At 72.4% G+C, this 25,365-nt stretch carries 22 protein-coding genes; 18 read left to right on the forward strand and 4 right to left on the reverse strand.

What is annotated here, in order from left to right; translation table 11 throughout:
* Positions 1-28: 28 nt before the first annotated feature.
* From ETD85_RS27355 to ETD85_RS27365, 3 genes are read left to right on the forward strand one after another with little or no spacing between them, the layout of a single operon-like run.
* Positions 29-2,287 carry an alpha-N-acetylglucosaminidase gene (locus tag ETD85_RS27355; RefSeq protein WP_138692641.1) on the forward strand — a complete coding sequence of 753 codons (2,259 nt, stop codon included), beginning with the start codon at positions 29-31 and terminating at the stop codon, positions 2,285-2,287.
* Entirely contained in the window at positions 2,284-3,192 is a 909-nt protein-coding gene (locus ETD85_RS27360) for an N-acetylmuramic acid 6-phosphate etherase (RefSeq protein WP_240779454.1), read from the forward strand. The genes ETD85_RS27355 and ETD85_RS27360 overlap by 4 nt, the downstream gene beginning before the upstream one ends.
* Positions 3,189-4,226 (forward strand): N-acetylglucosamine kinase, encoded by a 1,038-nt coding sequence (locus tag ETD85_RS27365; protein WP_138692642.1) that lies wholly within the window; start codon positions 3,189-3,191, stop codon positions 4,224-4,226. The genes ETD85_RS27360 and ETD85_RS27365 overlap by 4 nt, the downstream gene beginning before the upstream one ends.
* A gap of 95 nt (positions 4,227-4,321) precedes the next feature.
* Here the strand turns inward: ETD85_RS27365 and ETD85_RS27370 are convergent, their stop codons facing one another.
* Complete coding sequence (locus ETD85_RS27370; RefSeq protein WP_138692643.1) at positions 4,322-5,446, reverse strand: NAD(P)H-dependent flavin oxidoreductase; 1,125 nt, start codon at positions 5,444-5,446, stop codon at positions 4,322-4,324.
* Between the two features lie 16 nt (positions 5,447-5,462).
* Positions 5,463-6,137, reverse strand: a complete 675-nt coding sequence (locus ETD85_RS27375; protein ID WP_240779455.1) for an acyltransferase — start codon at positions 6,135-6,137, stop codon at positions 5,463-5,465.
* A gap of 110 nt (positions 6,138-6,247) precedes the next feature.
* Here ETD85_RS27375 and ETD85_RS27380 point away from each other — a divergent pair, with 110 nt between their 5' ends.
* The 10 genes from ETD85_RS27380 to ETD85_RS27425 all read left to right on the forward strand — a co-directional run bounded on the left by ETD85_RS27380 (position 6,248) and on the right by ETD85_RS27425 (position 17,552).
* Complete coding sequence (locus tag ETD85_RS27380; protein WP_138692644.1) at positions 6,248-7,912, forward strand: CTP synthase; 1,665 nt, start codon at positions 6,248-6,250, stop codon at positions 7,910-7,912.
* A 32-nt stretch (positions 7,913-7,944) separates the two neighbouring features.
* Positions 7,945-8,553: an NUDIX domain-containing protein gene (locus ETD85_RS27385; RefSeq protein WP_138692664.1), complete on the forward strand. Its 609-nt coding sequence runs from the start codon at positions 7,945-7,947 to the stop codon at positions 8,551-8,553.
* Positions 8,554-8,568: 15 nt separating this feature from the next.
* A complete protein-coding gene (gene xerD, locus ETD85_RS27390; RefSeq protein ID WP_138692645.1) occupies positions 8,569-9,474 on the forward strand; it encodes a site-specific tyrosine recombinase XerD in 906 nt (301 codons plus the stop codon).
* A gap of 123 nt (positions 9,475-9,597) precedes the next feature.
* Positions 9,598-10,533, forward strand: coding sequence for a ParA family protein (locus ETD85_RS27395; RefSeq protein ID WP_379507817.1), 936 nt, complete (start codon positions 9,598-9,600; stop codon positions 10,531-10,533).
* Entirely contained in the window at positions 10,530-11,348 is an 819-nt protein-coding gene (locus ETD85_RS27400; protein WP_138692647.1) for a segregation and condensation protein A, read from the forward strand. Before ETD85_RS27395 ends, ETD85_RS27400 begins: the two co-directional genes overlap by 4 nt.
* Positions 11,349-12,039: 691 nt before the next feature.
* Positions 12,040-12,561 (forward strand): SMC-Scp complex subunit ScpB, encoded by a 522-nt coding sequence (scpB, locus tag ETD85_RS27405; RefSeq protein WP_138692665.1) that lies wholly within the window; start codon positions 12,040-12,042, stop codon positions 12,559-12,561.
* On the forward strand, positions 12,558-14,759 hold the full coding sequence (locus ETD85_RS27410) for a pseudouridine synthase (protein ID WP_138692648.1): 2,202 nt from the start codon (positions 12,558-12,560) through the stop codon (positions 14,757-14,759). The genes scpB and ETD85_RS27410 overlap by 4 nt, the downstream gene beginning before the upstream one ends.
* Before the next feature lie 69 nt (positions 14,760-14,828).
* Complete coding sequence (gene aroH, locus ETD85_RS27415) at positions 14,829-15,188, forward strand: chorismate mutase (RefSeq protein WP_138692649.1); 360 nt, start codon at positions 14,829-14,831, stop codon at positions 15,186-15,188.
* Between the two features lie 63 nt (positions 15,189-15,251).
* Positions 15,252-16,340 (forward strand): prephenate dehydrogenase, encoded by a 1,089-nt coding sequence (locus tag ETD85_RS27420; protein WP_138692650.1) that lies wholly within the window; start codon positions 15,252-15,254, stop codon positions 16,338-16,340.
* 63 nt (positions 16,341-16,403) lie between these two features.
* The gene (locus ETD85_RS27425; RefSeq protein ID WP_138692651.1) at positions 16,404-17,552 is read left to right on the forward strand and encodes an NAD(P)/FAD-dependent oxidoreductase; all 1,149 of its coding nucleotides are present in this window, start codon (positions 16,404-16,406) and stop codon (positions 17,550-17,552) included.
* A gap of 94 nt (positions 17,553-17,646) precedes the next feature.
* On the opposite strand, the gene ETD85_RS27430 is transcribed toward ETD85_RS27425, so the two are convergent.
* Entirely contained in the window at positions 17,647-18,534 is an 888-nt protein-coding gene (locus tag ETD85_RS27430; RefSeq protein ID WP_206058624.1) for a glycosyltransferase family 2 protein, read from the reverse strand.
* A 141-nt stretch (positions 18,535-18,675) separates the two neighbouring features.
* Between ETD85_RS27430 and ETD85_RS27435 the strand changes: the two genes are divergently transcribed.
* The 5 genes from ETD85_RS27435 to aspS all read left to right on the forward strand — a co-directional run bounded on the left by ETD85_RS27435 (position 18,676) and on the right by aspS (position 24,437).
* On the forward strand, positions 18,676-19,302 hold the full coding sequence (locus tag ETD85_RS27435) for a TetR/AcrR family transcriptional regulator (protein WP_138692652.1): 627 nt from the start codon (positions 18,676-18,678) through the stop codon (positions 19,300-19,302).
* Complete coding sequence (locus ETD85_RS27440; RefSeq protein WP_138692653.1) at positions 19,299-20,660, forward strand: carotenoid oxygenase family protein; 1,362 nt, start codon at positions 19,299-19,301, stop codon at positions 20,658-20,660. Before ETD85_RS27435 ends, ETD85_RS27440 begins: the two co-directional genes overlap by 4 nt.
* Before the next feature lie 75 nt (positions 20,661-20,735).
* The gene (gene cmk / locus ETD85_RS27445) at positions 20,736-21,428 is read left to right on the forward strand and encodes a (d)CMP kinase (RefSeq protein WP_170246861.1); all 693 of its coding nucleotides are present in this window, start codon (positions 20,736-20,738) and stop codon (positions 21,426-21,428) included.
* Between the two features lie 37 nt (positions 21,429-21,465).
* Positions 21,466-22,857 (forward strand): ribosome biogenesis GTPase Der, encoded by a 1,392-nt coding sequence (gene der, locus ETD85_RS27450; protein ID WP_138692655.1) that lies wholly within the window; start codon positions 21,466-21,468, stop codon positions 22,855-22,857.
* Between the two features lie 317 nt (positions 22,858-23,174).
* On the forward strand, positions 23,175-24,437 hold the full coding sequence (aspS, locus tag ETD85_RS27455) for an aspartate--tRNA(Asn) ligase (RefSeq protein ID WP_138692656.1): 1,263 nt from the start codon (positions 23,175-23,177) through the stop codon (positions 24,435-24,437).
* A gap of 39 nt (positions 24,438-24,476) precedes the next feature.
* Here aspS and ETD85_RS27460 read toward each other — a convergent pair.
* The coding region (locus ETD85_RS27460; protein ID WP_138692657.1) for an MFS transporter at positions 24,477-25,365 on the reverse strand (889 nt) is incomplete at its 5' end.

Consider the following 25,365-nt stretch of genomic DNA (forward strand, 5'->3'; position numbering starts at 1 on the left):
ACTAATTCGTCGAGGGGTGTGACCTGCGATGTCGTCCGGTGACGGGGAGCAAGTACCGGGTTGGGCGGACACGGTCCGCGGCCTGGCCCACCGCGTTCTAGGGCCTGTGGCGGCGTCTGTCTGCTTCGCCGCGCGCGACGGCGACGGGCGCGGATACGCGTACGAGGCCGCGGCCGGCGTGCTCACCATTGCCGCGACGGACGGCGTGAGCGCGTCCGTCGCGCTCCACCACTACCTCCGCGAACACTGCGGCCTGTCCGTGGGCTGGGACACGGAGCTGCCCCTGGCGGTGCCGTCGTTGCCCGCCGCGCCGCGCCGCGAGGGCACGGCCCGGGTCCGGGAGGGCTACTACTTCAACTTCTGCACCTTCAGCTACACCATGCCCTACTGGGACTGGGCCGACTGGGAACGCGAGATCGACTGGATGGCCCTGCACGGCATCACCATGCCGCTGGCCGTCACCGGTCACGAGGCCGCGATGCACGCCGCCTACTCCGAGCTCGGCCTCGACGACCGGCAGATCCGCCGGTTCCTGGGCGGGCCGGGCTACCTGCCGTTCCAGTTCATGGGCTGCCTCGACGACTTCGCCGGGCCGCTGCCCGCGTCGTGGATCGAGAGCCATCGCGAGCTCGGGGCGCGCATCCTCGACCGCGAGCGCGCCTTCGGCATGACCCCCGTGCTTCCCGCCTTCACCGGGCATGTCCCGCGCGAGATCGCGGCCACGGCCCGCGCCGGCCGCCGCACCTGGCAGGGGTTCGAGACCTGGGTGCTCGACCCGGCCGACCCGCTGTACGCGCGGATCGGCGCCGAGATCGCCCGCGCCCAGATCAAGCTCTTCGGCACCGGCCACCTCTACGCCGCCGATCCGTTCATCGAGATGATCCCCATCGACGCCGACCCGGCCTATCCCGGAGCCGTGGCGGCGGCGACGCTGGCCGGCCTGCTGGAGGCCGACCCGGAGGCGGTCTGGCTCATGCAGGCGTGGCCGTTCTCCTACCAGCGGGACTTCTGGACGAAGGACCGCGTCACCGCCTTCCTCGACGCGATCCCGGACGGCCGGATGCTGGTCGCGGACCTGTGGGCGGAGCACGATCCGCTGTGGGGCGAGTTCGAGGAGTTCGCCGGCAAGCCCTGGCTCTGGTGCGCGCTGCTCAACTTCGGCGGCCGCACCGATCCGGTCGCCGGCCTGCGCGGGGTGCCGGCCGCCGTGGACGCGGCCCTGGCGGCGGGCCGCCCGCCCGCCGGGCTCGGCCTGGCGATGGAGGCGACCCGCAACAACCCCGTCTTCTTCGAGCTGGTCGCCGACCAGATCTGGCACCAGGTCCCCGACGTCGCCGCCTGGCTCGACGCCTTCGTGACCGAACGCTACGGCCGGCCGGGCAGAGGGATCGAGGCAGGTCTGCGGGCGGCCTGGCGTGGGCTGCTGGACACCGTCTACGGCGCCGACGGGCTGCGGATCTCTCCCGACCGGTTCAAGGGCGTGCTCACCGCGAACCCCACCTACGCCTGGACCCGCGACGGCGGCGCCGAGCTGCGCGCGGCCGTGGCCGGCACCCTCTGGTACCGGCCGGCGGTGCTCGCGCGGGCCTGGGAGCGGCTGATCGACGCGGCCGAGCGCGAGCCGGGGCTGGTCGCCGGGCCGCTCGGGCACGACCTAGCCGAGGCCGGCATCGCGTACCTGGCCAGGGTCGCCGACCGCCGCTGCGTCGAGGTCGTGGAGTCCGGCGGCGACCCCGAGCAGGTCGCCCGGTTCCTGAAGGTCTTCGAGGACCTCGACCGGATGCTGGCCTGCCGGCCCGAGTTCACCTTCCGCCACTGGGAGGACAAGGCCTTGTCCTGGGCCGCCGGGCCGGAGGACCGCGCGGTCCTGCGGGACAACGCCCGCAGGATCATCACGGTCTGGGGCACCGTGGACAGCCCGCTGCTCGACGACTACGCCGGCCGGCACTGGGCGGGGCTCGTGGGCGGCTACTACCGGGACCGCTGGGAGCTGTGGGCGCGGGGCCTGGCCGCCGCGCTCGCCGGCGAGCCCGGCGCGGAGGCCGAGCTGGCGCGACGGCTTCGCGAGCGGTCCGAGGACTTCCTGCGCGAGGGCGCGGCTCCGGTGGAGCCGGGTGACCTGGCCGCGGAGTCGCGCCGGCTGCACACCGCGTACGCCGGCGCTTTCGGCGACGTGCCGGGCGACGTGCCGGGCGACGCTTTCGGCGACGCGCGGGGCGACGTATCGGGCGGCGCTTCCGGCGGCGTGGCGGGCGGCGCGGACCCCGTACTCGAGGACGAACGATGAGGAGCACGATGACCCACCTGGCACCACCGACCGAGGGCCGCAACCCCCGTACCGCCGCCATCGACACCCTGGAGTCCGGCGAGGTCCTCCGGCTGCTGCTGGAGGAGGACGCCAGGGCGGTCGCGGCGGCGCTCGCCGCGACCGGGCCGCTCGCCGAGGCGGTGGACGCGGCGCACCTGCGGCTGAGCAGGGGCGGGCGCGTGCACTACTTCGGCGCCGGCGCGTCGGGGCGGCTGGCGGTGCTGGACGCCACCGAGATCACGCCGACGTTCGGGGCGCCGCGCGACCTGTTCACCGCGCACTTCGCCGGCGGGCCCGCCGCGCTCACCGACTCCGCCATCGACAAGGAGGACGCCGAGGAGCTGGGGGCCGCCGACGCGGGGACGCTCGGCGAGGCCGACGTGGCGGTCGGGATCACAGCGTCAGGGTCCACCCGGTACGTGGCCGGCGCCCTGCGCGCGGCCGAGGCCGCCGGCGCGCTCACGGTGCTGGTCACCTGCAACCCGGACGCCCCGCTGCGGGCCGGCATCGTCGTGGCCGCCGGCACCGGTCCCGAGGCGCTGACCGGCTCCACCCGGCTCAAGGCGGGCACGGCCACCAAGGTCATCCTGAACGCGTTCTCGACGGCGCTCATGATCAAGGCGGGGCGCACGTACGGGAACCTCATGGTCGGGCTCGTGGCGACCAACGCCAAGCTCGGCGAGCGCGCGGTGAGCCTGCTCGTGGAGGCGACCGGGGAGGACGCGGCGACCTGCGGGGCCGCGCTCGCCGAAGCGGAAGGGCGGATCCCCGAGGCGCTCGTGCGGCTGCTCACCGGCTGCCCGGCCGAGCAGGCACGGGCCGCGCTGGCCGAGCACCCGGGCGTCCGGGCGGCGGTCACCGCGCTGGGCGGGCCCGCTCGATGAGCGGCGGCGCATTCGCGGGCGTGGACGTCGGCGGCGGCGGGATCAGGGTACGGATCGAGGCCGGCGGCGGGGTGATCGGCAACGGCGAGGACCCGGCTCCGGTGCCGCGCGTCCAGGGCCGGGTGGACCTCGACCGCCTCGCCGCCCGCATCATCGCCGCCGTCGTGACGGCGACCCGGCCACCGGGCGGGGACGGCACGTCTTCCGGGCTCCTCGGCGCCGCCGGAGAGGGCGGAGGGGCGGCCGGGCGGTTCGATGCGATGGCGGTGGGCGTCACCGGTCTGCCGGGGCTCGTGCGCGATCCCGGCACGTTGTGGCAGGCACTGGGGGAGCGGTTCGGGCTGGGCACGCTGGTGGTCGCGGGCGACATGGTCACCACGCACGTCGGCGCGCTCGGGTTCCGCCAGGGAGCCGTCGTCGCGGCCGGCACCGGCGTCATCGCGCTCGGCACCGACCTGGACGGCGTGTGGAACCAGGCCGACGGATGGGGACACCTGCTCGGCGACCACGGCAGCGGGGCCTGGGTCGGCGGGCAGGGCCTCCAGGCCGCGCTGCGCGCGCACGACGGCCGGGCCGGCGGCTCGCCCGCCCTGCTCGAACGCATGACCGCCCGGTACGGCCACCCGCTGGACCTGGTGGCGGCCGTCTACGGGGCGGGGGCGGCGGCCCACGAGCTGGCGTCGTTCGCCCCGGACGTCGCCGCCGCGGCCAGGCAGGGGGATCGGGTCGCGCGGCGGATCTGGACCGAGGCGGGCCGCCACCTCGGCCAGGCCGCCGTCGCCGCCGCCGAGGGGCTCGAACCGGTCTTCTCGTGGGGCGGCCGGCTCTTCGACGCCGCTGACCTGCTGATGGAGCCGTTCCAGGACACGGTGCGGGAGCTGCTGCCCGGCGCCCGCTTCGCGCCGCCGCGCGGCACCTCGGCCGACGGCGCGCTCGCCCTGGCCAAGGGCGCGGCCGACGGCGCGGTCCGGCCGCACCACCCCTACCTGTACGTCTTCACCGCCGACCGGAGCCGGGCGGCGACCACACGGTGAGCGGGGTGGGCGGCGACGTCACGGTGAGCCAGCGCGGGGCGGGGATGCCACAGTGAGCCAGGGCGGGGGCGTCACGCGAGCGGGCCGGGCGGCGCTCATCCGGACAGGCGGCCGAGCCGTTCCACCGCCTCCGCGAACTCGCTGACCATCTCGTACACGACCTCGCGAGCCGGTTTGACCTGGTCGAGCTGCCCCACCACCTGCCCGACGTAGTAGTTGACCAGCTCCAGCGCCCCCGGCTCGCCCCGCTCCGCCGCCGCGCCGATGCGGGCCATCGCCCCTTCGGCCACGAGGAGCTGCAACGGCATCCCCAGCGGCCCGGGGCTCTCCTGGGCGGAGTCCCACTCCTCCGTCCAGGCCGACTTGAGCTGCCTGGCCGGCTTCCCCGTACGCGACCGCGAGCGGACCGTGTCCAGCGACGAGGCCGCCAGCAGCTTGCGCTTGACCGCGGGGGAGGTCTCCGCCTCCTCCGTGGTCAGCCAGACCGAGCCGCACCACACGCCCTCCGCCCCGAGCGCCATGGCCGCGGCCATCTGCCGTCCCGAGGCGATCCCGCCCGCCGCCAGCACGGGGACCGGGCCGACCGCGTCCACGACCTGCGGCACCAGCACCATCGTGGAGATGTCGCCGGTGTGGCCGCCCGCCTCGGTGCCCTGCGCGACGATGAGGTCCGCGCCGGCCGCCACCTGCCTGCGGGCGTGCTCGACCGTGCCGACCAGCGCGGCCACGGGGACGCCCGCCTGCCGGGCCGCGGCCGTCATCTCGGGCGGAGGCGGTCCCAGGGCGCTGGCGATCAGGCCGATGGGATGCTTGAGCGCCACTTCGACCAGCCCCGACGCGCCCGCCGCCGTCACCCGCCGGCCGAACTCGTCGGCCACCGCCGTCAGCGGCTGCGCGGGCGCGGTCACGTCGTACTTGGACAGCAGGTGGGTGACGAAGTCGCGGTGCCGGTCGGGGATGAAGTCCATGAGGTGCGCGGTCCGGTCGAGCGCGGAGGCGTCGAGCTTTCCGGGCACGAGCACGTCCACTCCGTACGGCCGGCCGCCCACCCGCTCGTCGATCCAGGTGAGCTCGGTGTCGAGCTGGTCGGGCGAGTACGCGACGGCGCCCAGCACGCCGAACCCGCCCGCGTTCGTGACGGCGGCCACCACGTCGCGGCAGTGGCTGAAGGCGAACAGGGGGAAGTCGATGCCAAGACGCTCACAGATAGCGGTCCGCATGACCTGACGCTATCCGTCAGAACCTTGTTCGGTCCATCCCCGTGTCCGAGGTCACGTCCAGGGTGCCGGCGGGGGCGTGCCAGCCCAGCTCGGGGGTGTAGCCGCGGACCCGCCTGGCCGGCACGCCCGCCACGACGCTGTGGTCGGGGAACACCCCGCGCACCACCGCCCCGCCCGCCACCACGCACTGGCGGCCCAGCGTGGTGCCCGGCAGGATGATCGCGCCCGCGCCCAGCCACGAGCCGGAGCCGATCGAGACCGGGCTGTTGCGCGGCCACTGCCGGCCGATGGGGACGTCGGGGTCGTCGTAGACGTGGTTCTGGTCAGTGATGTACACGTACGGGCCGGTGAAGACGTCGTCGCCGATGTCGATCGACTGGTGGGCCACGATGTGCGAGCCCCTGCCGATCGAGCAGCTCGCGCCGATGCGCAGGATGGAGGCGGGGCCGAGGTCCGGGCCCGGCATCATGCCGCAGGACAGCGACACGCGCTCGCCGATCAGCGTGTGGTCGCCGATCTCGATCCACTGCTCGCCGAAGATCGCGCCGGGGGGGAACGCGATGCTGACCCCGTCGCCGAGCCGGCGGAATCGATAACCCCCTGGAGAGACCGGGCTGATCGCGCCGGCGCGGCGGATCGCCGTGTAGGCACGGTGAATCAGCGTGCCCATCGCCCGGCGTACAAGTGACATAAGGATCAAAGTTACCGCTAGGGCATGCCGTTCGGGCATGTGAGGGGCGTTGTTTGATATCCTGAGAGCCCGTGGACACTTCGACCACACCTCGAGCCACGGGAGCCCCTTTGCGCAGCGCATCGCAAACCAAGCATCTGTTCGTCACCGGCGGTGTCGCCTCCAGTCTCGGCAAGGGGCTCACGGCATCCAGCCTCGGTCGCCTGCTCAAGGCGCGCGGTCTCAGGGTCACCATGCAGAAGCTCGACCCTTACCTCAACGTCGACCCCGGCACCATGAACCCGTTCCAGCACGGCGAGGTGTTCGTCACCGACGACGGTGCCGAGACCGACCTCGACGTCGGCCACTACGAGCGGTTCCTCGACACCGACCTGCACGGCTCGGCCAACGTGACCACCGGCCAGGTCTACTCCAACGTCATCGCCAAGGAGCGGCGGGGCGAATACCTGGGCGACACCGTCCAGGTCATCCCGCACATCACCAACGAGATCAAGGACCGGATCCGGGGCATGGCCGGCTCCGAGGTTGACGTGGTCATCACCGAGGTCGGCGGCACGGTGGGCGACATCGAGTCGCTGCCGTTCCTGGAGGCCGTGCGGCAGATCAGGCACGAGGTCGGGCGCGACAACGTGTTCTTCCTGCACGTGTCGCTGCTGCCCTACATCGGGCCGTCGGGCGAGCTGAAGACCAAGCCGACCCAGCACAGCGTGGCGGCGCTGCGCAGCATCGGCATCCAGCCCGACGCGATCGTGCTGCGCTCCGACCGGCCGGTCCAGACGGCCATCAAGCGCAAGATCAGCCTCATGTGCGACGTGGACGAGGACGCCGTCGTCTCCGCCGTCGACGCCGCCTCGATCTACGACATCCCCAAGGTGCTCCACTCCGAAGGTCTCGACGCGTACGTGGTGCGCCGGCTCGGCCTGCCGTTCAGGGACGTGGACTGGAAGGAGTGGGAGCAGCTCCTGCGCCGGGTGCACCGGCCGGCGAAGGAGGTCACGATCGCCCTGGTGGGGAAATATATCGATTTGCCGGACGCGTACCTGTCCGTCACTGAGGCCCTGCGGGCCGGCGGCTTCGCCAACGACGCCCGCGTCAACATCCGCTGGGTCAAGAGCGACGACTGCGAGACCCAGGAGGGCGCCGAGCGCGAGCTCGACGGCGTCGACGGCGTGCTGATCCCCGGCGGGTTCGGCGTGCGCGGCATCGAGGGCAAGATCGGCGCCATCCGGCACGCCCGCGAGGGCAAGATCCCGCTGCTCGGCATCTGCCTCGGCATGCAGGGGATGGTCATCGAGGCCGCCCGCCACATGGCCGGCATCGAGGACGCCAACTCCGCCGAGTTCGACCCCGACACCAAGCACCCGGTCATCTCCACCATGGCCGACCAGGAGGACGTCGTCGCGGGCGAGCGCGACATGGGCGGCACGATGCGGCTCGGCAGCTACACCGCCAAGCTCGGCGAGGGCACCCTCGCCCGGCAGCTCTACAGCGGCAAGGCCAAGGCCGACGAGCGCCACCGTCACCGCTACGAGGTCAACAACGCCTACCGCGAGCAGCTGGAGCAGGTCGGCCTGGTCTTCTCGGGCCTGTCGCCAGACGGCCGCCTCGTCGAGTACACCGAGCTGCCCTCCGACGTGCACCCGTTCTTCATCGGCACGCAGGCGCACCCCGAGTTCCGCTCCCGGCCCACGCGGGCCAACCCGATGTTCAAGGGTCTCATCGGGGCCGCGCTGGCTTACGCGGACGACCGGGTCAGTGCGAAGGTGGGTCAGTGAGCACCACCGGAGAGCCCGCGGGCGGCGCGGCCATGATCAGGGACACGCCCGAGGCGTGGGAAGTCGTCGAATCCAGAGATCGGTTCAAGGGCCACGTGATCCAGGTGGTCACCGACACCGTCAAGATGCCCCGTGACGAGGTCGCCGACCGCGACTACGTGGTGCATCCCGGCGCCGTCGCCGTGCTCGCGCTCGACGAGCGCGAGCGGGTCCTGATGATCAGGCAGTACCGCCATCCCACCCGCCAGCTGATGTGGGAGCTGCCGGCCGGGATCCGCGACGTCGAAGGCGAACCGCTCGTCACCGGCGCCGCCCGCGAGCTCGCGGAGGAGGCCGGATACCGCGCCGACACCTGGCACACGCTCGTCGACCTGCGCTCCTCGCCGGGCATGAGCGACGAGCGGATCCGGGTGTTCCTGGCCCGGGGGCTGAGCAGGATCCCCGACGAGGAGAACGGCTTCGTGCACCGGCACGAGGAGATCGACATGCCGGTGGTGTGGATTCCGCTGGCCGACGCGGTCGAGAAGGCGCTCATGGGAATGATCCACAATTCCCCGGCCGTGGCCGGTATCCTCGCCGCGTATGCGGCTTCGGTTGAGGGGTTCGCCCTGTTGCGCCCCGCCGACGCCCCTGAGGCGTGACGGAAGGACCAATTCGTGGAGGCAGTGCTCTCCAGCTACCTCGCCCATCTGGCGGTGGAGCGGGGCCTGGCTGCCAACACGCTCGCGTCCTACCGCCGTGACCTGCGCCGATACTTCGAACATCTGCAGGCTCGCGGCCGCCTGCGGCTCGACGAGGTGGGGGAGGCCGACGTGCAGGCCTTCCTCGCCGCGTTGCGCGAGGGCGACGGCGAGCACCCCGCCCTGGTCGCCAGCTCCGCCGCCCGCGCCGTCTCGGCCGTGCGCGGGCTGCACCGCTTCGCGCTGCGCGAAGGCGTCACGGCGCACGACCCCGCCCACGAGGTGCGCCCGCCGCGCCAGAACCGCCGCCTGCCCAAGGCGATCGCCGTGGACGAGGTCGAGCGGCTCATCGCCGCATCGGGCCCCGACGGCGCGCCTCTGACGCTGCGCAACCGCGCCCTGCTGGAGGTCCTGTACGGCACCGGCGCCCGCATCTCCGAAGCCGTCGGCCTGACCGTGGACGACCTCGAACCCGACCAGGTGCGCCTGCGCGGCAAGGGCGGGCGTACCCGGGTCGTGCCTTTGGGGCGCTATGCCCGCTCCGCGCTGGATGCCTATCTCGTACGTGCTCGTCCTGGATTGCTGGCCCACGGGCGCGGCACCCCCTGCGTGTTCCTGAACGCCCGCGGCGGGCCTTTGACCAGGCAGGGCGCGTGGGAGGTGCTCCAGGCGGCCGCCGAACGAGCCGGACTTGCCAGGATAAGTCCGCACGTACTCCGGCATTCCTTTGCAACTCACCTCTTGGACGGCGGCGCCGACGTTAGGGTGGTCCAGGAATTGCTCGGCCACGCCTCGGTGACGACCACACAGGTCTACACCCTGGTCACGGTCGACAAGCTTCGAGAGGTCTATGCCGCCGCGCATCCGCGTGCCCGGCAGTGATCTATAGTCTTTTGCGACGCGCGGCACCCACGGCGTGCCGCCTTGCCGCGTTTAGTGGTGACGCCATAGTGTCCGTCCGGACGGTCCGGTTCGGGATCGTCAGGGAGGTTCGAGCTGGTGACTGTGACGACCAAGGGTTCGACCCCGGGGACCCCCGACAACCCCTGGGGCGACACGAAGACCAACGCGCCTTCGAACGGCGTCAATCTGGGCCCCACGCAGCGGCCCAGACCCGTGTTCCCGGAGCCGGTGCCGCCGGAGGTGCACGGGCCCGCGCGGGTGGTCGCGATGGTCAATCAGAAGGGCGGCGTGGGTAAGACCACGACCACCATCAACCTGGGCGCCGCGCTCGTCGAATGCGGGCTCAAGGTGCTGCTGGTGGACTTCGACCCGCAGGGCGCGCTCTCCGTCGGCCTGGGCATCAACCCGCTCCAGCTCGACCTGACGGTCTACAACCTGCTGATGGACCGCGGCGTGACCGCCGAGGACGTGCTGCTCGAGACCGGCGTCGAGGGCCTCGACCTGCTGCCGAGCAACATCGACCTGTCCGCCGCCGAAGTCCAGCTCGTCACCGAGGTGGCCCGCGAGCAGGTGCTCGGCCGCGTGATCAAGCCGCTGCTGCCGCACTACGACGTGTGCCTCATCGACTGCCAGCCGTCGCTCGGCCTGCTCACCATCAACGCGCTCACCTGCGCGCACGGTGTCATGGTGCCGCTGGAGTGCGAGTTCTTCGCGCTGCGCGGCGTGGCGCTGCTCATGGACACCATCTCCAAGGTCCAGGAGCGGCTCAACGAGGACCTCGAGATCGAGGGGCTCCTCGCCACCATGTACGACGCCCGTACGCTGCATGGGCGCGAGGTGCTGGCGCGAGTGGTGGAAGCGTTCGGTGACAAGGTGTTCCACACCGTCATCAACCGCACGGTCCGCTTCCCCGACGCCACGGTCGCCGGTGAGCCCATCACCACCTTCGACCCGTCATCCCTGGGCGCGAACGCCTATCGTGAGCTGGCCCGCGAGGTGCTGTCGCGCTGGCCGGCGCCTGCGACAATGGCCAGGTGACCGCAGAGCAGACCGAGCCCCAGGGCTTCCAGGTTCACCTGGACGTCTTCGAGGGCCCCTTCGACCTGCTCCTCGGCCTCATCGCCAAGCACAAGCTGGACATCACCGAGGTCTCGCTCTCCAAGGTCACCGACGAGTTCATCGCCTACATCCGCTCGCGCGGGCCCGAGTGGGATCTCGATCAGACCAGCCATTTCCTGCTGGTGGCGGCCACGCTGCTGGACCTGAAGGCGGCCAGGCTGCTGCCTTCGGGTGAGGTGGAGGACGAGGAGGACCTGGCGCTGCTGGAGGCCAGGGACCTGCTGTTCGCGCGGTTGCTGCAGTACAAGGCGTACAAAGAGGTGGCGAAGTTCTTCGCCGGGCGGATGGCCGAGGAGTCGCTGCGCTTCCCCCGTACGGTGGGGATGGAGGAGCAGTTCGCGAACTTGCTGCCGGAGCTCATCCTCGGCATCGGGCCCGACCAGCTCGCCAAGATCGCCGCCAGGGCGTTCACCCCCAAACTGCCGCCCACGGTCAATGTCGGGCACATCTACCAGCCGCTGGCCAGCGTCAAGGAGCAGGCGGCGATCCTGGTCATGCACCTGCGCCGGCTCCGGCGGGCCACGTTCCGCGCGCTGGTGTCCGACTGTGATGGGACTTTTGAGGTCATCGCCCGGTTCCTGGCCGTGCTGGAGCTCTTCCGGGAGTCGGCGGTCACGTTCGAGCAGGTCGAGCCGCTGGGTGATCTGCACGTGACGTGGACCGGCACCGACGACGGGGACGTCGCGGTGGGGGACGATTACGAGGAATCCGCGGAGAAAGCACCTGATGACTGACAACCCACTGCCCACCCCTCGAAAGTCCCCCGACTCGGACCTTCCCTCCTGGATGACCCTCCCCGGCTCCCTCGCCCAGCCTGTCACCCCGGCGGCACCGGATCCGGCCCCGGACACCTCGGAGACCCCGGACACCTCAGACGTCTCGGACGCCTCGGATCTCTCGGATCTCTCGGACGCCGAGGTAGCGGCTGCCGTCACGCCCGCGCCCAGAGGGGGTGCGGCTCGGTGGCTTGGGGACGTCGAGGCCGAGCTCTCCGGTGCGGGCTCGGAAGAGGGCGACGCGGCCCCGGACCGGCCGGAAGCGCCCGAAGCCGAGGCCGACCCCGTCGAGTCGGTCGAGCGGGCGGACGCCAGCGAGAGGGCCGGGCTGGTCGACCAGGTGGAGCCCGTTCATTCCGTCGAGCCGGGCCTATCCGCCGAGCGCGGTGGAGCGGGCGCGCCGGGCTGGGCGGAGGACTTCTGGGAGCCGGAAGCCGGGGCGGCGGAGCGGAGCGTGCCGGAGACCGGCACGGCGGGCGTATCGGAGTTCGGCGCGTTGGGTGCGGCCGGGCACGTCGACGGCCAAGTCGATGGGCGAGCGCATGGCCAGGTGGACGGCCGTGCGGATGGCGGGCTCCGGGACGACGAGGAGGTCCCGGACGACGAGGGTGAGAGGCCCGATGCCGAGGGGCCGTCGCTTGAGGCGGCGTTGGAGGCTATCCTGCTTGTCGTCGACGAGCCGGTCGCCGAGGTGACGCTGGCTCAGGTGCTGGAGCGGCCCACGCACGAGGTCGCTGCGGCGCTGCGCGGCCTGGCAGCGGAATATACCGAGGCCGGACGGGGTTTTGATTTAAGAGAAGTCGCGGGCGGCTGGCGGTTTTACACGCGCGCCGACTGCGCCCAACTGGTCGAGCGGTTCGTACGCGACGGCCAGCAGACGCGGCTGACCCAGGCCGCGCTGGAAACACTCGCGGTCGTGGCTTACCGGCAACCGGTGAGCCGTGCCCGAGTCGCCGCCGTGCGCGGTGTCAACAGCGACGGCGTCATGCGGACGCTCGTCGCGAGGGGACTGGTCGAAGAGGCCGGGACCGACCCGGAGAGCCAGGCAGTGCTCTACCGGACAAGCTCATACTTCCTTGAACGTCTGGGACTACGGGATCTCAGCGAGCTCCCCGAGCTCGCTCCCTTCCTCCCCGACGACGTGGAAAATCTCGAGGAGACGACAAAGTGAACAACAGGCGCAGCACCCCGTCCGGTGATGGACGCGGTCGTGGACGTACCGGCGGCTCCGGCCGCAGCGGGCGTCCCGCCTTCCGCTCCGACGACAACCGCGGCGGGGGTCCCCGCCGCGACGACGATTTCCGCGGCGGGACCGGATCCGGCCGCGCGGACTCTCGCGGCGGCCCCCGCCGTGACGACTTCCGTGGTGGGACCCGTGGTGGGTCCGGCCGCGACGACTTCCGTACCGGGAGCCGCGACTCCCGCAGTGACTCCCGCAGTGACTCCCGCAGTGACTCTCGCGACCGTGGGTACGGTCGCGGCGCGAGCGACTCGCGGCCGGCCCGCGACTCCCTTCGCGCGGACCGGGGTGGCTCCCGCGCCCGGTTCGGCGGCAGGCCAGGCGGCGGCGACGGCGATGGCCGTGTCTCGCGCGCCCCTCGCGACGACCGTTACCCGGCCCGGAGCGACCGCGGTGAGCGGCCCGAGCGCGGCGACCGCAGCGGATCCGGCGGCGAGCGCGGCGGATTCCGCGGTGAGCGCAGTGGATCCGGCAGCGAGCGCGGCGGGTTCCGTGGCGAGCGTGATGACCGAGGTGGATTCCGCGGTGGGCCCGGCGGCGAGCGCGGCGGGTTCCGCAGCGATCGCGGCGGGTCCGGTAGTGACCGTGGTGGATTCCGCAGCGGGCCTGGCGGCGACCGTGGTGGATTCCGCGGCGAGCGCGGTGGAGCCGGTGGTGACCGTGGTGGATTCCGCAGCGGTTCCGGTGGCGACCGTGGCGGGTTCCGAAGCGAGCGTGCCTACGGCGGCGACCGCGGTGAGCGCGGTGGCCAGGGCGAGCGGGACCGCGGTGAGCAGCGCTACTCGCGAGGCGACGACCGCTTCGGCCGTCCCGAGCGCCGTGGCGAGCGCGGCGGATCCAGCGGTGGTTACAGCGGCGGATCCGGCAGCGGCTACGGCGGCGGATCCGGTGGCGGGTCCGGTAGTGGCTACGGTGGCGGATCCGGCAGTGGCTACGGTGGCGGGTCCGGTGGTGGCCGGCGTGACGAGCGCGGCGGATACGCCGCCCGCAGCGGCCATGGCGGCCGGCGTGACGACCGCGCCGGGTTCCGGGCCGACCGGAGCGGGCGCAGGGAGGACAGCGGCGACTCAAGGTCTCCCGCGGCCTCCTCGACGCGTTCCCGCTACGGCAGGCGCGACGGCGACGCACCCCGTACCGACCGCGGCTCCAAGCAGGGCGGCGGCGGCGCGCGTACCGACCGCGGGTCCAGGCCCGGCGGCGACGCCCGGACGGGCCGTGGGGCCCGGCGGGACGACGTCCAGACGCTGGGCGGCGGCAGGAGCGACGCCGGCGGCTACGGCGGCACTCAGCGCGAGGGCGTCGGCAGCCCGCAGCGCGACCGCGTGAAGGCGGCCCGCCAGCCCCTCCGCGACTACGCCTTCTACCCCGAGGGCTACACCGACGAGCGCGACACCACCGAGGTCCCCGACGGCGTCCGGCTGCAGAAGGTGCTCGCCCAGGCGGGCGTGGCCAGCCGCAGGGCGTGCGAGGAGATGATCGGCGACGGCCGGGTCACCGTCAACGGGCAGGTCGTACGCAGGTTCGGCGCCAAGGTCGACCCCGCCGCCCAGGTGATCCACGTGGACGGCAAGCGCATCCCGACCGCGCCCGACCTGGTCTACTACGCCCTGAACAAGCCCATCGGCGTCGTCTCCACCATGGACGACCCGCAGGGCCGCCCGTGCCTGGCCGACTACGTCGAGGAGCTGGCGCCCAGGTTGTTTCACGTGGGCAGGCTGGACACCGAGACCGAGGGCCTGCTGCTGCTCACCAACGACGGCGAGCTGGCCAACCGGCTGACGCACCCGAGCTACGGCGTGCAGAAGAAATACTGGGCCAAGGTGCCGGGTCCGATCCCGCGCGACCTCGGACGCAGGCTCAAGCAGGGCATCGAGCTGGAGGACGGCCTCGCCAGGGCCGACAGCTTCGCCATCGTGCAGGAGCACGGCCAGCAGGCGCTGGTCGAGGTCGTGCTGCACGAGGGCCGCAAGCACGTCGTCAGGCGCATGCTCGAAGAGTCCGGTCACCGGGTGATCGACCTGGCCAGGATCGAGTTCGGTCCCGTGAAGCTGGGCCGTACCAAGCCGGGGACCGTCAGGGCGCTGAGCTTGAAAGAGGTCGGCGAACTCTACGCGGCCGTGAAGCTGTAATCTGGCCGGACGCAGGAGCCCGTGCGATCTCCGCACGGGCTCTCCCGCATATGTGAGGAAAGGAGCCGCATGGTACGGGCGATCCGTGGGGCGATCCAGGTGGACGCCAACGACCATGACTCGATCGTCGCCGGCACGACCGAGCTGGTCAGCGCGATCATGGAGCGCAACCGCCTGACCACGGACGACGTGATCAGCGTGCTGTTCACGGCCACGCCTGACCTTACGGCCCAGTTCCCCGCGCTTGCGGCGCGGAAGCTGGGCTTCCACGAGGTGCCGCTGATCTGCTGCACCGAGATCGACGTGCCCGGGGCGCTGCCCCGCGTCGTGCGCCTGATGGCCCACGTGGAGACCGACCGCCCGCGGTCGGAGATCCAGCACGTCTACCTGCGCGGCGCCGTGGCGTTGCGGCAGGACATCGCGCAGTAAGCCGCAGGCAAGCGCGCCACGAGAGACTCGCACCCCAATGGCCCGATAATTCAGGACATCGAGATGGAACTTCGTACCGTGCTCGTCGTCGGTACCGGCCTCATCGGCACTTCAGCGGCGCTGGCGCTGCGCAAGCGCAACGTACGCGTGCTGCTTGCCGACCGCGATCCGGGCGCCGTACGGCTGGCACGGGAGCTCGGCGCCGGCGAGGACTGGGACCCGGCCACGCAACCAGGGGACGAGGTGGACCTGGCGATCATCGCGGTCCCCCCGGCCCACGTGGCGAGCGAGCTGCTGGCGCTGCAGACCGCCGGCGCCGCCAGGTTCTACACCGACGTCGCCAGCGTGAAGGCCGAGCCCATCCACCGGGCCGCGCAGCTCGGCTGCGACCTGGCCTCCTACGTCGCCTCCCACCCGCTCGCCGGGCGCGAGAAGTCCGGTCCCGGCGCCGCCAGGGCCGATCTGTTCCTGGGCCGCCCGTGGGCGCTGTGCCCCACCGAGGAGGCCGACCCCGAGGCCACGGCGATCGTGCTGCGGCTGATCGAGCTGTGCGGGGCCAACCCGGTCGAGGTGGGCGCGGTCGACCACGACCGCGCGGTGGCCGTCGTCTCCCACGCGCCCCATGTCGCCGCCTCCGCCGTGGCGGCCCGGCTGGCCGACGCCACCGACGTCGCGCTCGGCCTGGCCGGGCAGGGCGTGCGTGACGTGACGAGGATCGCGGGCAGCGACCCCGGGCTCTGGCTCGGCATCCTGTCCGGCAACGCCTCCCCGGTCGCCGAGGTGCTCGAAGCGGTCGCCCACGACCTGGCCGACGCCGCGAGCGCGCTGCGCGCCCTGGCCGACGGCGACGGCACCGCCACCGGCGAGCTGACCCAGCTGCTCAAGCGCGGTGTCGTCGGCCACGACCGGATCCCCGGCAAGCACGGCGGACCCGCCTCCTCCTACGTCGTCGTCCAGGTCGTCATCGGTGACCGCCCCGGCCAGCTCGCCCGGCTCTTCCAGGTGTGCGACGAGGTCGGCGTCAACGTCGAGGACGTACGCCTCGAGCACGCCCCGGGGCTGCCCCTGGGCATCGCCGAGCTGTCGGTGCAGCCCGACGCGGCAGCCGGGCTCACCGAGGCCCTGCGCGAGCGCGGCTGGCAGGTTCCTTAGGGGCCGATGTCACGCCCCGGCCTCCTCGATACGTCTTCAAGGCGAATCGAGGAGGTAAGAAAGATGACCGACATTCTGGTACTGGGTGCGGGCTACACCGGCACGGCCGCGGCCATCAGGGCCGCCGTCAGGACCCGGCGCACGGGCGGCAAGGTCACCCTGGTGAACGCCTCGCCGAGGTTCACCGAGCGGCTCAGGCTGCATCAGACGGCCGCGGGGGAGCGGCTGTCCGACTTCGCCCTGGACGAGGTGGTGGCCGGCACCGGCATCGATCTCGTGGTGGGCCGGGTGGCCGGGATCGACCTGGACCACCACCAGGTGAGTCTTGAGGGCGGGCGCGTGCTCGGCTACGACAAGCTGATCTACGCGCTCGGCACCGTCACCGACACCTCGGTGCCCGGCGTCGCCGACCACGCCTGCACCTACGACGACCACGCGGGCGCCGTACGGCTCTCCGAGCGCCTCGGCGCGCTGACCCGGGGCACCGTGGTCGTGGCCGGCGGCGGTCTGACCGGCGTCGAGTCGGCCACCGAGCTGGCCGAGGCTTATCCGCACCTGCACGTCGTCCTGCTGACCAGAGGGCGGCCCGGCTCCATGATGAGCGCCGCGGCCCGCGCCCACCTGGACGGGGCGCTGGAGCGGCTGGGCGTCGCGGTGCGCGCCGGGGCGGACATCACCAAGGTCCTGCCGGACGGCGTCGAGCTGGACGGCGGCGGGCTCGTCCACTCCGACGCGACGCTCTGGACGACCGGCACCAGGGGCCTGCCCCTGGCCGCCGAGTCCGGGCTGAGCGTCGACGAGCGCGGCAGGATCGTGGTGGACTCGGCGCTGCGCTCGGTGTCCCACCCCGACGTGTACGCCGTCGGCGACGCCGCCGCGGTCAGCCAGCCCTACGGCGTGCTGCACGGCACCTGCCAGGGCGGCATCCCGACCGGGCTGCACGCGGCCGACTCGCTGGCCGCCACGCTGCGCGGGAAGGCGGCCAGGCCGTTCCGGTTCGGATACTTCCACCAGCCCGTCAGCCTGGGGCGGGCGGACGCGGTCATCCAGTTCACCCGGCCGGACGACAGCCCGCGCAGGTGGTTCCTGAAGGGGCGGGCGGCCATCGTCTACAAGGAGACGGTGAGCAGCAGCCCGATGACGACGTTCAAGCTGCTCAAGCGGGGCCTGGTGCCCGTGTGGATGTTCGCGCTGACCGCCGGGCTCACGTGATCACCGAGCGCCCGGCGCGCGGGCACGGGGTTTGCCGCCCGGCGGGGCCGTTCTACCAGGGCCGGGCGCATCCCCACCCGCGCCCGGCGCACGTTCACGGCGTGTAGCGGCGGTCCTCGGGGCGGCCCCGGGAGCGGCGGGACTCCAGGCCGGACAGCCGCTCCTCGACCTGCGGCGGCACCGGCCGGCGCTCGGCCAGCGCCCTCGGCAGCCTCCGCACCGCCGCACCCAGCCCTCTCCAGCCCTCAGGACCGCTCCGCAGGGCCGCGAACGCCCGCCGCGCCACCACCTGCCAGGGGCGGCGCAGCACGGCGGTCAGCAGGCCGTTGCGGGTCGCCAGCGCCCGGCGGTCGTGCCGCCCGGCGGACGGCGACGGATGGTGATGGGCCACGACGTCGTCCACGTAGGCCAGCCCCCAGCCCTGACCGGCCAGGTCGACGGCCAGCCGCTCGTCCTCGCCGAAGCAGGACACCACGTCGTCGAACCCGCCCGCCTCCAGGAACGCGTCCCTGCGCACCACGGCCCCGCACGTCAGGAACCCCAGCACGCTCGGCCCCGGCAGATCGGACTCGGCGCCGAGAGGAAAGTCCCGCATCTCCGCCGACGCCGCGTCCAGCCGCTCCTCCGGCCCCACCAGCACGCGCGCGCCCAGCACCGCCAGCCTCGGATGGGCGTCCAGCAGGTCGGCGGCCCGCTCCAGCGCGCCGGGCGCCCACCAGGAGTCGTCGTCGGCGAAGGCCACGTAGGGGGTCTCGGCCGCCTGGACGCCGAGGTTGCGCGCGGGCGCCCCCAGGCTCGTGCCCGTCTCGATCAGGTGCACGTCGGTGAAGTGCCGTCGCACGAATCCGGCGGTCCCGTCGGCCGAGCCGTCGTCGACCAGGATCACCGGGCGCGGGTGCAGGGGCAGCGTACGGGCCAGCGCCCGCAGCCGGTCCCGGCCGGCCACCACCACGGTGACCCGCGCTCCGTCCCTTGGCGTCACACCTGGCCACTTACCGCGACCGCCGTACTTAGTCCTTCCCCGGGTTCCTTCCCCGGGCACTCCCCGGCACGTTGACGGGCGGCCGGCGGAGGCGTACAAAGAGAGGTAACAGTGTTACCCATAAGAAACGGCGTTACCACGATGACCGTCAGTGCATACCGGCAGGCGCAGCGGGAGGGGCAGGACGTCGTCAGGGCGGCCGTTCTCGACGCGGCCAAACGCCTGCTCATCACCGAAGGTCCGGCGGCGCTGACCGTGCGCCGGATCTCCGGCGAGGTCGGCTGCTCCACGAAGGTGATCTACACGCTCTTCGGCGGCAAGGACGGGCTCAGCGAGGCGCTCTGGCTGGAGGGGTTCGCCAGGTTCGAGCGGTGGCTGCTGGAGGTGCCCATCGAGGACGATCCGCTCGCGCAGCTGCACGCCGGGATCGCGGCCTACCGGGCGTACGCGCTGGCCGAGCGCGACTACTACCGGGTCATGTTCGAGGGGGCCGTGCCGGGCTTCAGGCCGGGGCCGGAGGCGGTGCGGGCGGCGAAAAGGACCTTCGACCTGCTGATCCGCTGCGTGGCCAGGTGCCTGGAGTCGGGCGTGCTGCGCGGGGCAGATGCCGGGGAGATCGCCGACGTGCTGTGGATGGCCATGCACGGCGCCGTAAGTCTCGAAATTTCAGGACATTTCGATCAGGCCGAAGCGGAGCAGCGCTACGGACTGCTCTGCTCCTCGGTGCTCACACCGTTCCTCGCTCCTGACGAAAGGCACGTGTCATGAAGACCACTCCCTTCAGCGGCGGATTCGCCCCGGTGACCGATGAGATCACCGCCTTCGACCTCGAGGTCACGGGCCGCATCCCGGCCGAGCTCAACGGCCGCTACCTGCGTAACGGCCCCAATCCGCTCAGTCTCGACGACCCCAGCGCCGGGCACCTGTTCCTGGGCGAGGGCATGGTGCACGGTGTCCGGCTGCGCGAAGGCCGCGCGGAGTGGTACCGCAACCGCTGGGTGCGCAGTGCCCGGCTCGCCGAGCGGCTCGGGGAGCGGCCCAGGCCGGGGCCCGTCCACGCGGACATGGACTTCGCGGCCAACACCCACGTCATCGGGGTGGCCGGGCGCACGTTCGCGACCGTCGAGGCGGGGGCGCGGCCGTACGAGCTGGGCTACGAGCTCGACACCATCGGCCCGTGCGACTTCGACGGCGGCCTGCCCGGCGGGTACGCCGCGCACACCCACCTCGACCCGGCCAGCGGCGAGCTGCACGCGCTGGCCTATTTCTTCGGCTGGGACCACCACCAGCACATCGTCATCGACCCCAAGGGCGCGGTGACGCAGGTCAGGGACATCCCCATCGCCGACGCCCCCATGCTGCACGACTTCGCGCTCACCGAGCGTTATGTCGTGATCTACGACCTGCCGGTCACGTTCAGCATGGCGCACGCCGAGCGGGGCCACGTCCTGCCGTACGCGTGGAACGAGGACCACCCGTCCAGGATCGGGCTCATGTCCAGGGCGAGCGGCGAGGTGCGCTGGTTCGAGGTGGACCCCTGCTGGGTGTTCCACACGCTCAACGCCTACGACGACGGCGACGAGGTGGTGGTGGACGTGGTCCGCTACCCGAAGCGGTTCGTGGACGCGCGGCTCGACGTGGGCGGCACGCCCACCCTCGACCGCTGGCGCATCGGCCTGACGTCGGGCAAGGTCACGCAGACCCGGCTGGACGACCGGGCGCAGGAGTTCCCGCGCATGGACGAGCGGCTCACCGGCAGGCCGTACCGCTACGGCTACACCTCCTCCACCCTGGACCTCTACGAGGCGATCCATCCAGCGGACACCGAGCTGGAGGACCTGCCCGACGAGGCGTTCGACAACACGCTCATCAAGCACGACCTGGTGAGCGGCACGCAGGAGTCGCGCAGCCTCGGGCGGGAGGCGTACGTGGGCGAGCCGGTGTTCGTCGGCTCGGGGGAAGCCGAGGACGACGGCTACGTGCTCGCCTACGTCAACAACCCGGCCAGGGGCGCGGCCGATCTGGTCATCCTGTCCGCCCAGGACTTCACCGGCGAGCCGGTCGCCACCGTGCACCTGCCCGCCAGGGTGCCGCTGGGCTTCCACGGAAGCTGGATCGCCGACTGAGCTGGAGGCGGTAGCCTCTTCAGGTTGGGACGCACACGTGAAGAGGGAGAGGCCGTGACCGGTCTGGTCGTCGCCATGGACGGCCCTTCGGGGTCGGGTAAGTCGAGCGTGTCGCGCGGGGTCGCCCGCGCGCTGGGCCTGCGTTACCTCGACACCGGGGCGATGTACCGCGCGATGACCTGGTGGATGCTCGAGCAGGGCGTCGATCTGGCCGATCCGGCCGCGATCGCGGCCCGCGCGGGCGAGCCGCAGATCGTCTCCGGCACCGATCCCGACGCCCCCGCGATCCACGTCGACGGCGTTGACGTGGCGGGGCCGATCAGGCAGAGCGACGTCACCGGCGCGGTCTCGGTCGTCGCCGCCGTCCCCGAGGTCCGGGTGCGGCTGGTGGCGCTCCAGCGGGAGATCGCCGGCGCCGGCGACATCGTCATCGAGGGCCGCGACATCGGCACGGTCGTCTGCCCGGAGGCCGCCGTCAAGGTCTACCTGACGGCGAGCGCGGAGGCCCGCGCCCGGCGGCGCAGCGCGGAGGTCGCGGGCTCGACGGTGGAGGCGCAGCAGGCCGCCATGGCCAAGCGTGACACCCTGGACTCAACACGTAAGACAGACCCACTCTCGATGGCGGATGGCGCCGTCGAGCTCGACACCACGGCGCTCGGCCTCGAAGAGGTCATCGCCGAGGTGTTGAGGCTGGTCGCGGAGCGGCGCAGCCCGGAAGGAGAGCACGAGTCCCCGGGCGGCCGCGATCGCATTCACGAGCGCACCTGAGCAACGGGTGCGGGACTCACTCAAAGGATGAAAAATCGTGTCAACGGGGGATTGGGTCGAGGCTGACCTCGACGATCTTGAGATCACCGAGCACGGCGACACCACGCCGCTGCCGGTCGTCGCCATCGTGGGGCGGCCGAACGTCGGCAAGTCCACGCTGGTCAACCGCATCATCGGCCGCCGCGAGGCCGTCGTGGAAGACGTGCCGGGCGTCACCCGCGACCGCGTCACCTACGACGCCAACTGGCGCGGCCGCCGCTTCACCGTCGTCGACACCGGCGGCTGGGACCCCGAAGCCACGGGAATGAACCTGCGCATCGCCGAGCAGGCCCAGGTCGCCGTCGAGCTGGCCGACGTGATCGTGTTCGTCGTGGACGCCACCGTGGGCGCCACCGACGCCGACGAGGTCGTGGGCTCGGTGCTGCGGCAGTCCGGCAAGCCGGTCATCCTGACCGCCAACAAGGTGGACAACCAGCAGTTGGAGCTGGAGGCCGCCGCGCTGTGGTCGCTCGGGCTCGGCGAGCCGTTCCCCGTCTCCGCCCTGCACGGGCGCTCCAGCGGCGACCTGCTCGACGTCATTCTCGACGCGCTGCCCGAGACGCCGCAGGTCACCTTCGACGGCGAGCGCGGGCCCTCCCGCGTCGCGCTGCTCGGCAAGCCCAACGTCGGCAAGTCCTCGCTGCTCAACAAGCTGGCGGGCGAGGAGCGGGTGCTGGTCGACCCGATGGCCGGCACCACCCGCGACCCGGTCGACGAGCTGGTCGAGCTGGGCGGGCGCACCTGGCGCTTCGTCGACACGGCCGGCATCCGGCGGCGCGACCGCGAGCTGCAGGGCGCCGACTTCTACGCCGCCATGCGCACGCGGGCGGCGCTGGAGCGCACCGAGGTGGCGATCGTGCTCATCGACGCCAGCGAGCCGCTCACCGAGCAGGACCTGCGCATCATCGGCCTGGTCATCGAGTCGGGGCGGGCGATGGTGGTCGCCTTCAACAAGTGGGACCTGGTCGACGAGGACCGCCGCTACTACCTGGAGAAGGAGATCGACAGGCAGCTCGTCCGCACGCCGTGGGCGCTGCGCGTCAACATCTCCGCCAAGACCGGGCGGCACGTCGAGCGGCTGGTCCCCGCGCTGGAGAAGGCGCTCGACTCCTGGTCCACGCGGGTGCCGACGGCAAGGCTCAACGCGTTCCTGACCGAGCTGGTGCACCAGACGCCGCCGCCGGTGCGCGGCGGCAAGCAGCCGAAGATCCTCTTCGCCACGCAGGCGTCGGTGGAGCCGCCCAAGTTCGTGCTGTTCACCTCCGGCTGGCTGGAGGACACCTACCGGCGCTTCATCGAGCGGCGCATCCGCGAGGAGTTCGGCTTCGCCGGGTCGCCGATCGACGTCACGATGAAGATCCGGGAGAAGCGCTCCAAGAAGGACAAGTGATCGTGGCCGGAGGGGCGGCAAATCATTTTGCCGCCCCTCCGGCGCCCCCGTATGATGCCGGGCAACGCGTAGACGGAGACGAGTAGCCAGCGGTCCCGCACGGGTCCAGAGAGCCGCCGGAAGCTGCGAAGGCGGTCCTGTGCCCCACTGGCGAAGACACTCCCGAGTGCGGGGAGGAAATGCCCCGCCGGCCTGACCCCCGTCATCGGGTCGCCCAGGCCGCCTCCCCGCGAGGCGGCGAAAGTGCGGTGGCACCGGGAGCTCCCTTCTCCCCCGCACTCCCAAGGGGTCATGCATTTCCTTTCCGAGGAGCTGTGATGATCTCTCGTGTCATGTCGGCGGAGCTCGCTGAGCACGCCGGCCAACGAGTGACGATCGCCGGTTGGGTCCATCGCCGGCGGCAACTGAAATCCCTGTCCTTCCTCGTCGTCAGGGACCGAACCGGGCTCGCCCAGGCGGTGACCGGAGCCGGCCTGCCCCCTGAGGAGAGCGTCGTCGAGGTCACCGGCACGGTGACGGCCAGCGCGCAGGCCCCAGGGGGCTTCGAGCTGGTCTCGCCGGAGATCGAGGTGCTGTCGGAGCCGAGCGCGCCGCCGCCGTTCGACCTGTACCGGCCGGTGGTGACCGCGACGCTGCCGACGATCCTCGACCACGCGCCCGCCGCCCTGCGGCACCCGCTGCTCAGAGCGCCGCTGGAGATCTCGGCCGCGAGCGTGGCCGGATTCAGGCAGGCGCTGGACCGGCTCGGGTTCACCGAGGTGCACACCCCGAAGATCGTCGCCTCGGCCACCGAGTCGGGCGCGAACGTCTTCGGCATCGACTACTTCGGCCGGCCCGCGTACCTGGCGCAGTCGCCGCAGTTCTACAAGCAGGCGATGGCCGGGGTGTTCGAGCGGGTCTACGAGGTCGGGCCGGTCTTCCGCGCCGAGCCGCACGACACCGTGCGCCATCTGGCCCAGTACACCAGCCTCGACGCCGAGCTGGGCTTCATCCGCGACCACCGGGACGTGATGGCGGTGCTGCGGGAGGCGGTGGCGGGCATGCTGGAGTCCGTACGCCGTCGTGCCGCCCACGCCGTCGAGCTGCTCGGGGCCGCGCTGCCCGAGGTGCCCGCCGAGATCCCGGCCGTCCACTTCACCGAGGCCCAGCGGCTGACCGGCGAGGACGAGCCGGACCTGTCGCCCGCGCAGGAGCGGTGGCTGTCGGAGTGGGCGCTGCGGGAGCGCGGCTCGGAGTTCCTCTTCGTCACCGGCTATCCGATGTCCAAACGCCCCTTCTACACCCATCCCGACCCCGCGCGGCCCGGCTACTCCAACGGGTTCGACCTGCTGTTCCGTGGCCTGGAACTGGTGACGGGCGGGCAGCGGCTGCACAGGTACGAGGACTACCTGGAGGCGCTGGCCGCCCGGGGCGAGGGCGTGCGGGCGTACGAGGGATATCTGCAGGCGTTCCGGTACGGGATGCCGCCGCACGGCGGGTTCGCGCTGGGGCTGGAGCGGTGGACGGCGCGGCTGACCGGCGCCGCCAACATCCGGCAGACCACCGCGTTCCCGCGCGACCTGCACCGGCTGTCCCCGTGACGCCCGAGGGCGTGCGGCCCCCTCCGGAGCCGCACGCCCTCAGGGCGTACGCTTTTCCGCCGCGGCGCGCGGCATGAGCAGCGCGACGGCGCCGCCCAGCAGGCAGATGAACGCCGTGACCAGGAACATCTCGGTGTACTCGGTGTGCAGCGCCGCCTGCACCTTCGTGGTGTACTCGGCCAGCCGCCGCTGGTAGAGCTCCGGGTCCACGCCGAACGGCAGCGGCGTGTCCAGATGGGCGGTCAGCGACTGGAACCGGTAGAAGCCCCACGCCGACACGGCCGCGATGCCGATCAGCATGCCCATCATCCTGGCGACCACGACCGCCGCCGACGCCACGCCGTGCTGCGCCGCCGTGCTCACCCGCAGCACCGCCGCCGAGACGGGGGCGATGACCAGGCCCAGGCCCAGCCCGGCGACGACCAGGTCGAGGTCCACCACGAGCCCGGCGCCGGCCAGGTCGAGCGGCCACCGGCTCATCAGCCAGTATCCGGCCGCCGCCAGCACCATGCCCGCCACCGCCACGACGCGGTCGCCGAGCCTGCGCGCGAGCAGGCCGCCGAGCAGGGCGCCGACGGTCAGCGCGGCGAGGAACCTGGCCAGCACCAGCGACGCGCCGAGCGCGTCCTCGCCGAGCAGGGTCTGGGCGGTGAACTGGACGAACACCATCGTCACCAGGAGCGCCGCCCCGGCCAGGAAGCTCACGGCCAGCGTGGCGAGCAGCGGGCCCTTGGGGGTGCCGGACAGGTCGAGGAGGCGTACGGGGGAGCGGATCTCCCACCAGACGAAGATCGCGGCCGCCACGATGCCGGCTGCGATCACCGGCACGCCCCACGGAGGGAGCACCGCCGTGGCCGGGTCGGGGTTGTAGAGGCCGACGACCAGGAGAGCGAGCGCCAGGGCCAGCAACGCCCCACCGACCCCGTCC

The sequence above is a fragment of the Nonomuraea zeae genome (assembly GCF_005889725.1).
Lineage (GTDB): Bacteria > Actinomycetota > Actinomycetes > Streptosporangiales > Streptosporangiaceae > Nonomuraea > Nonomuraea zeae.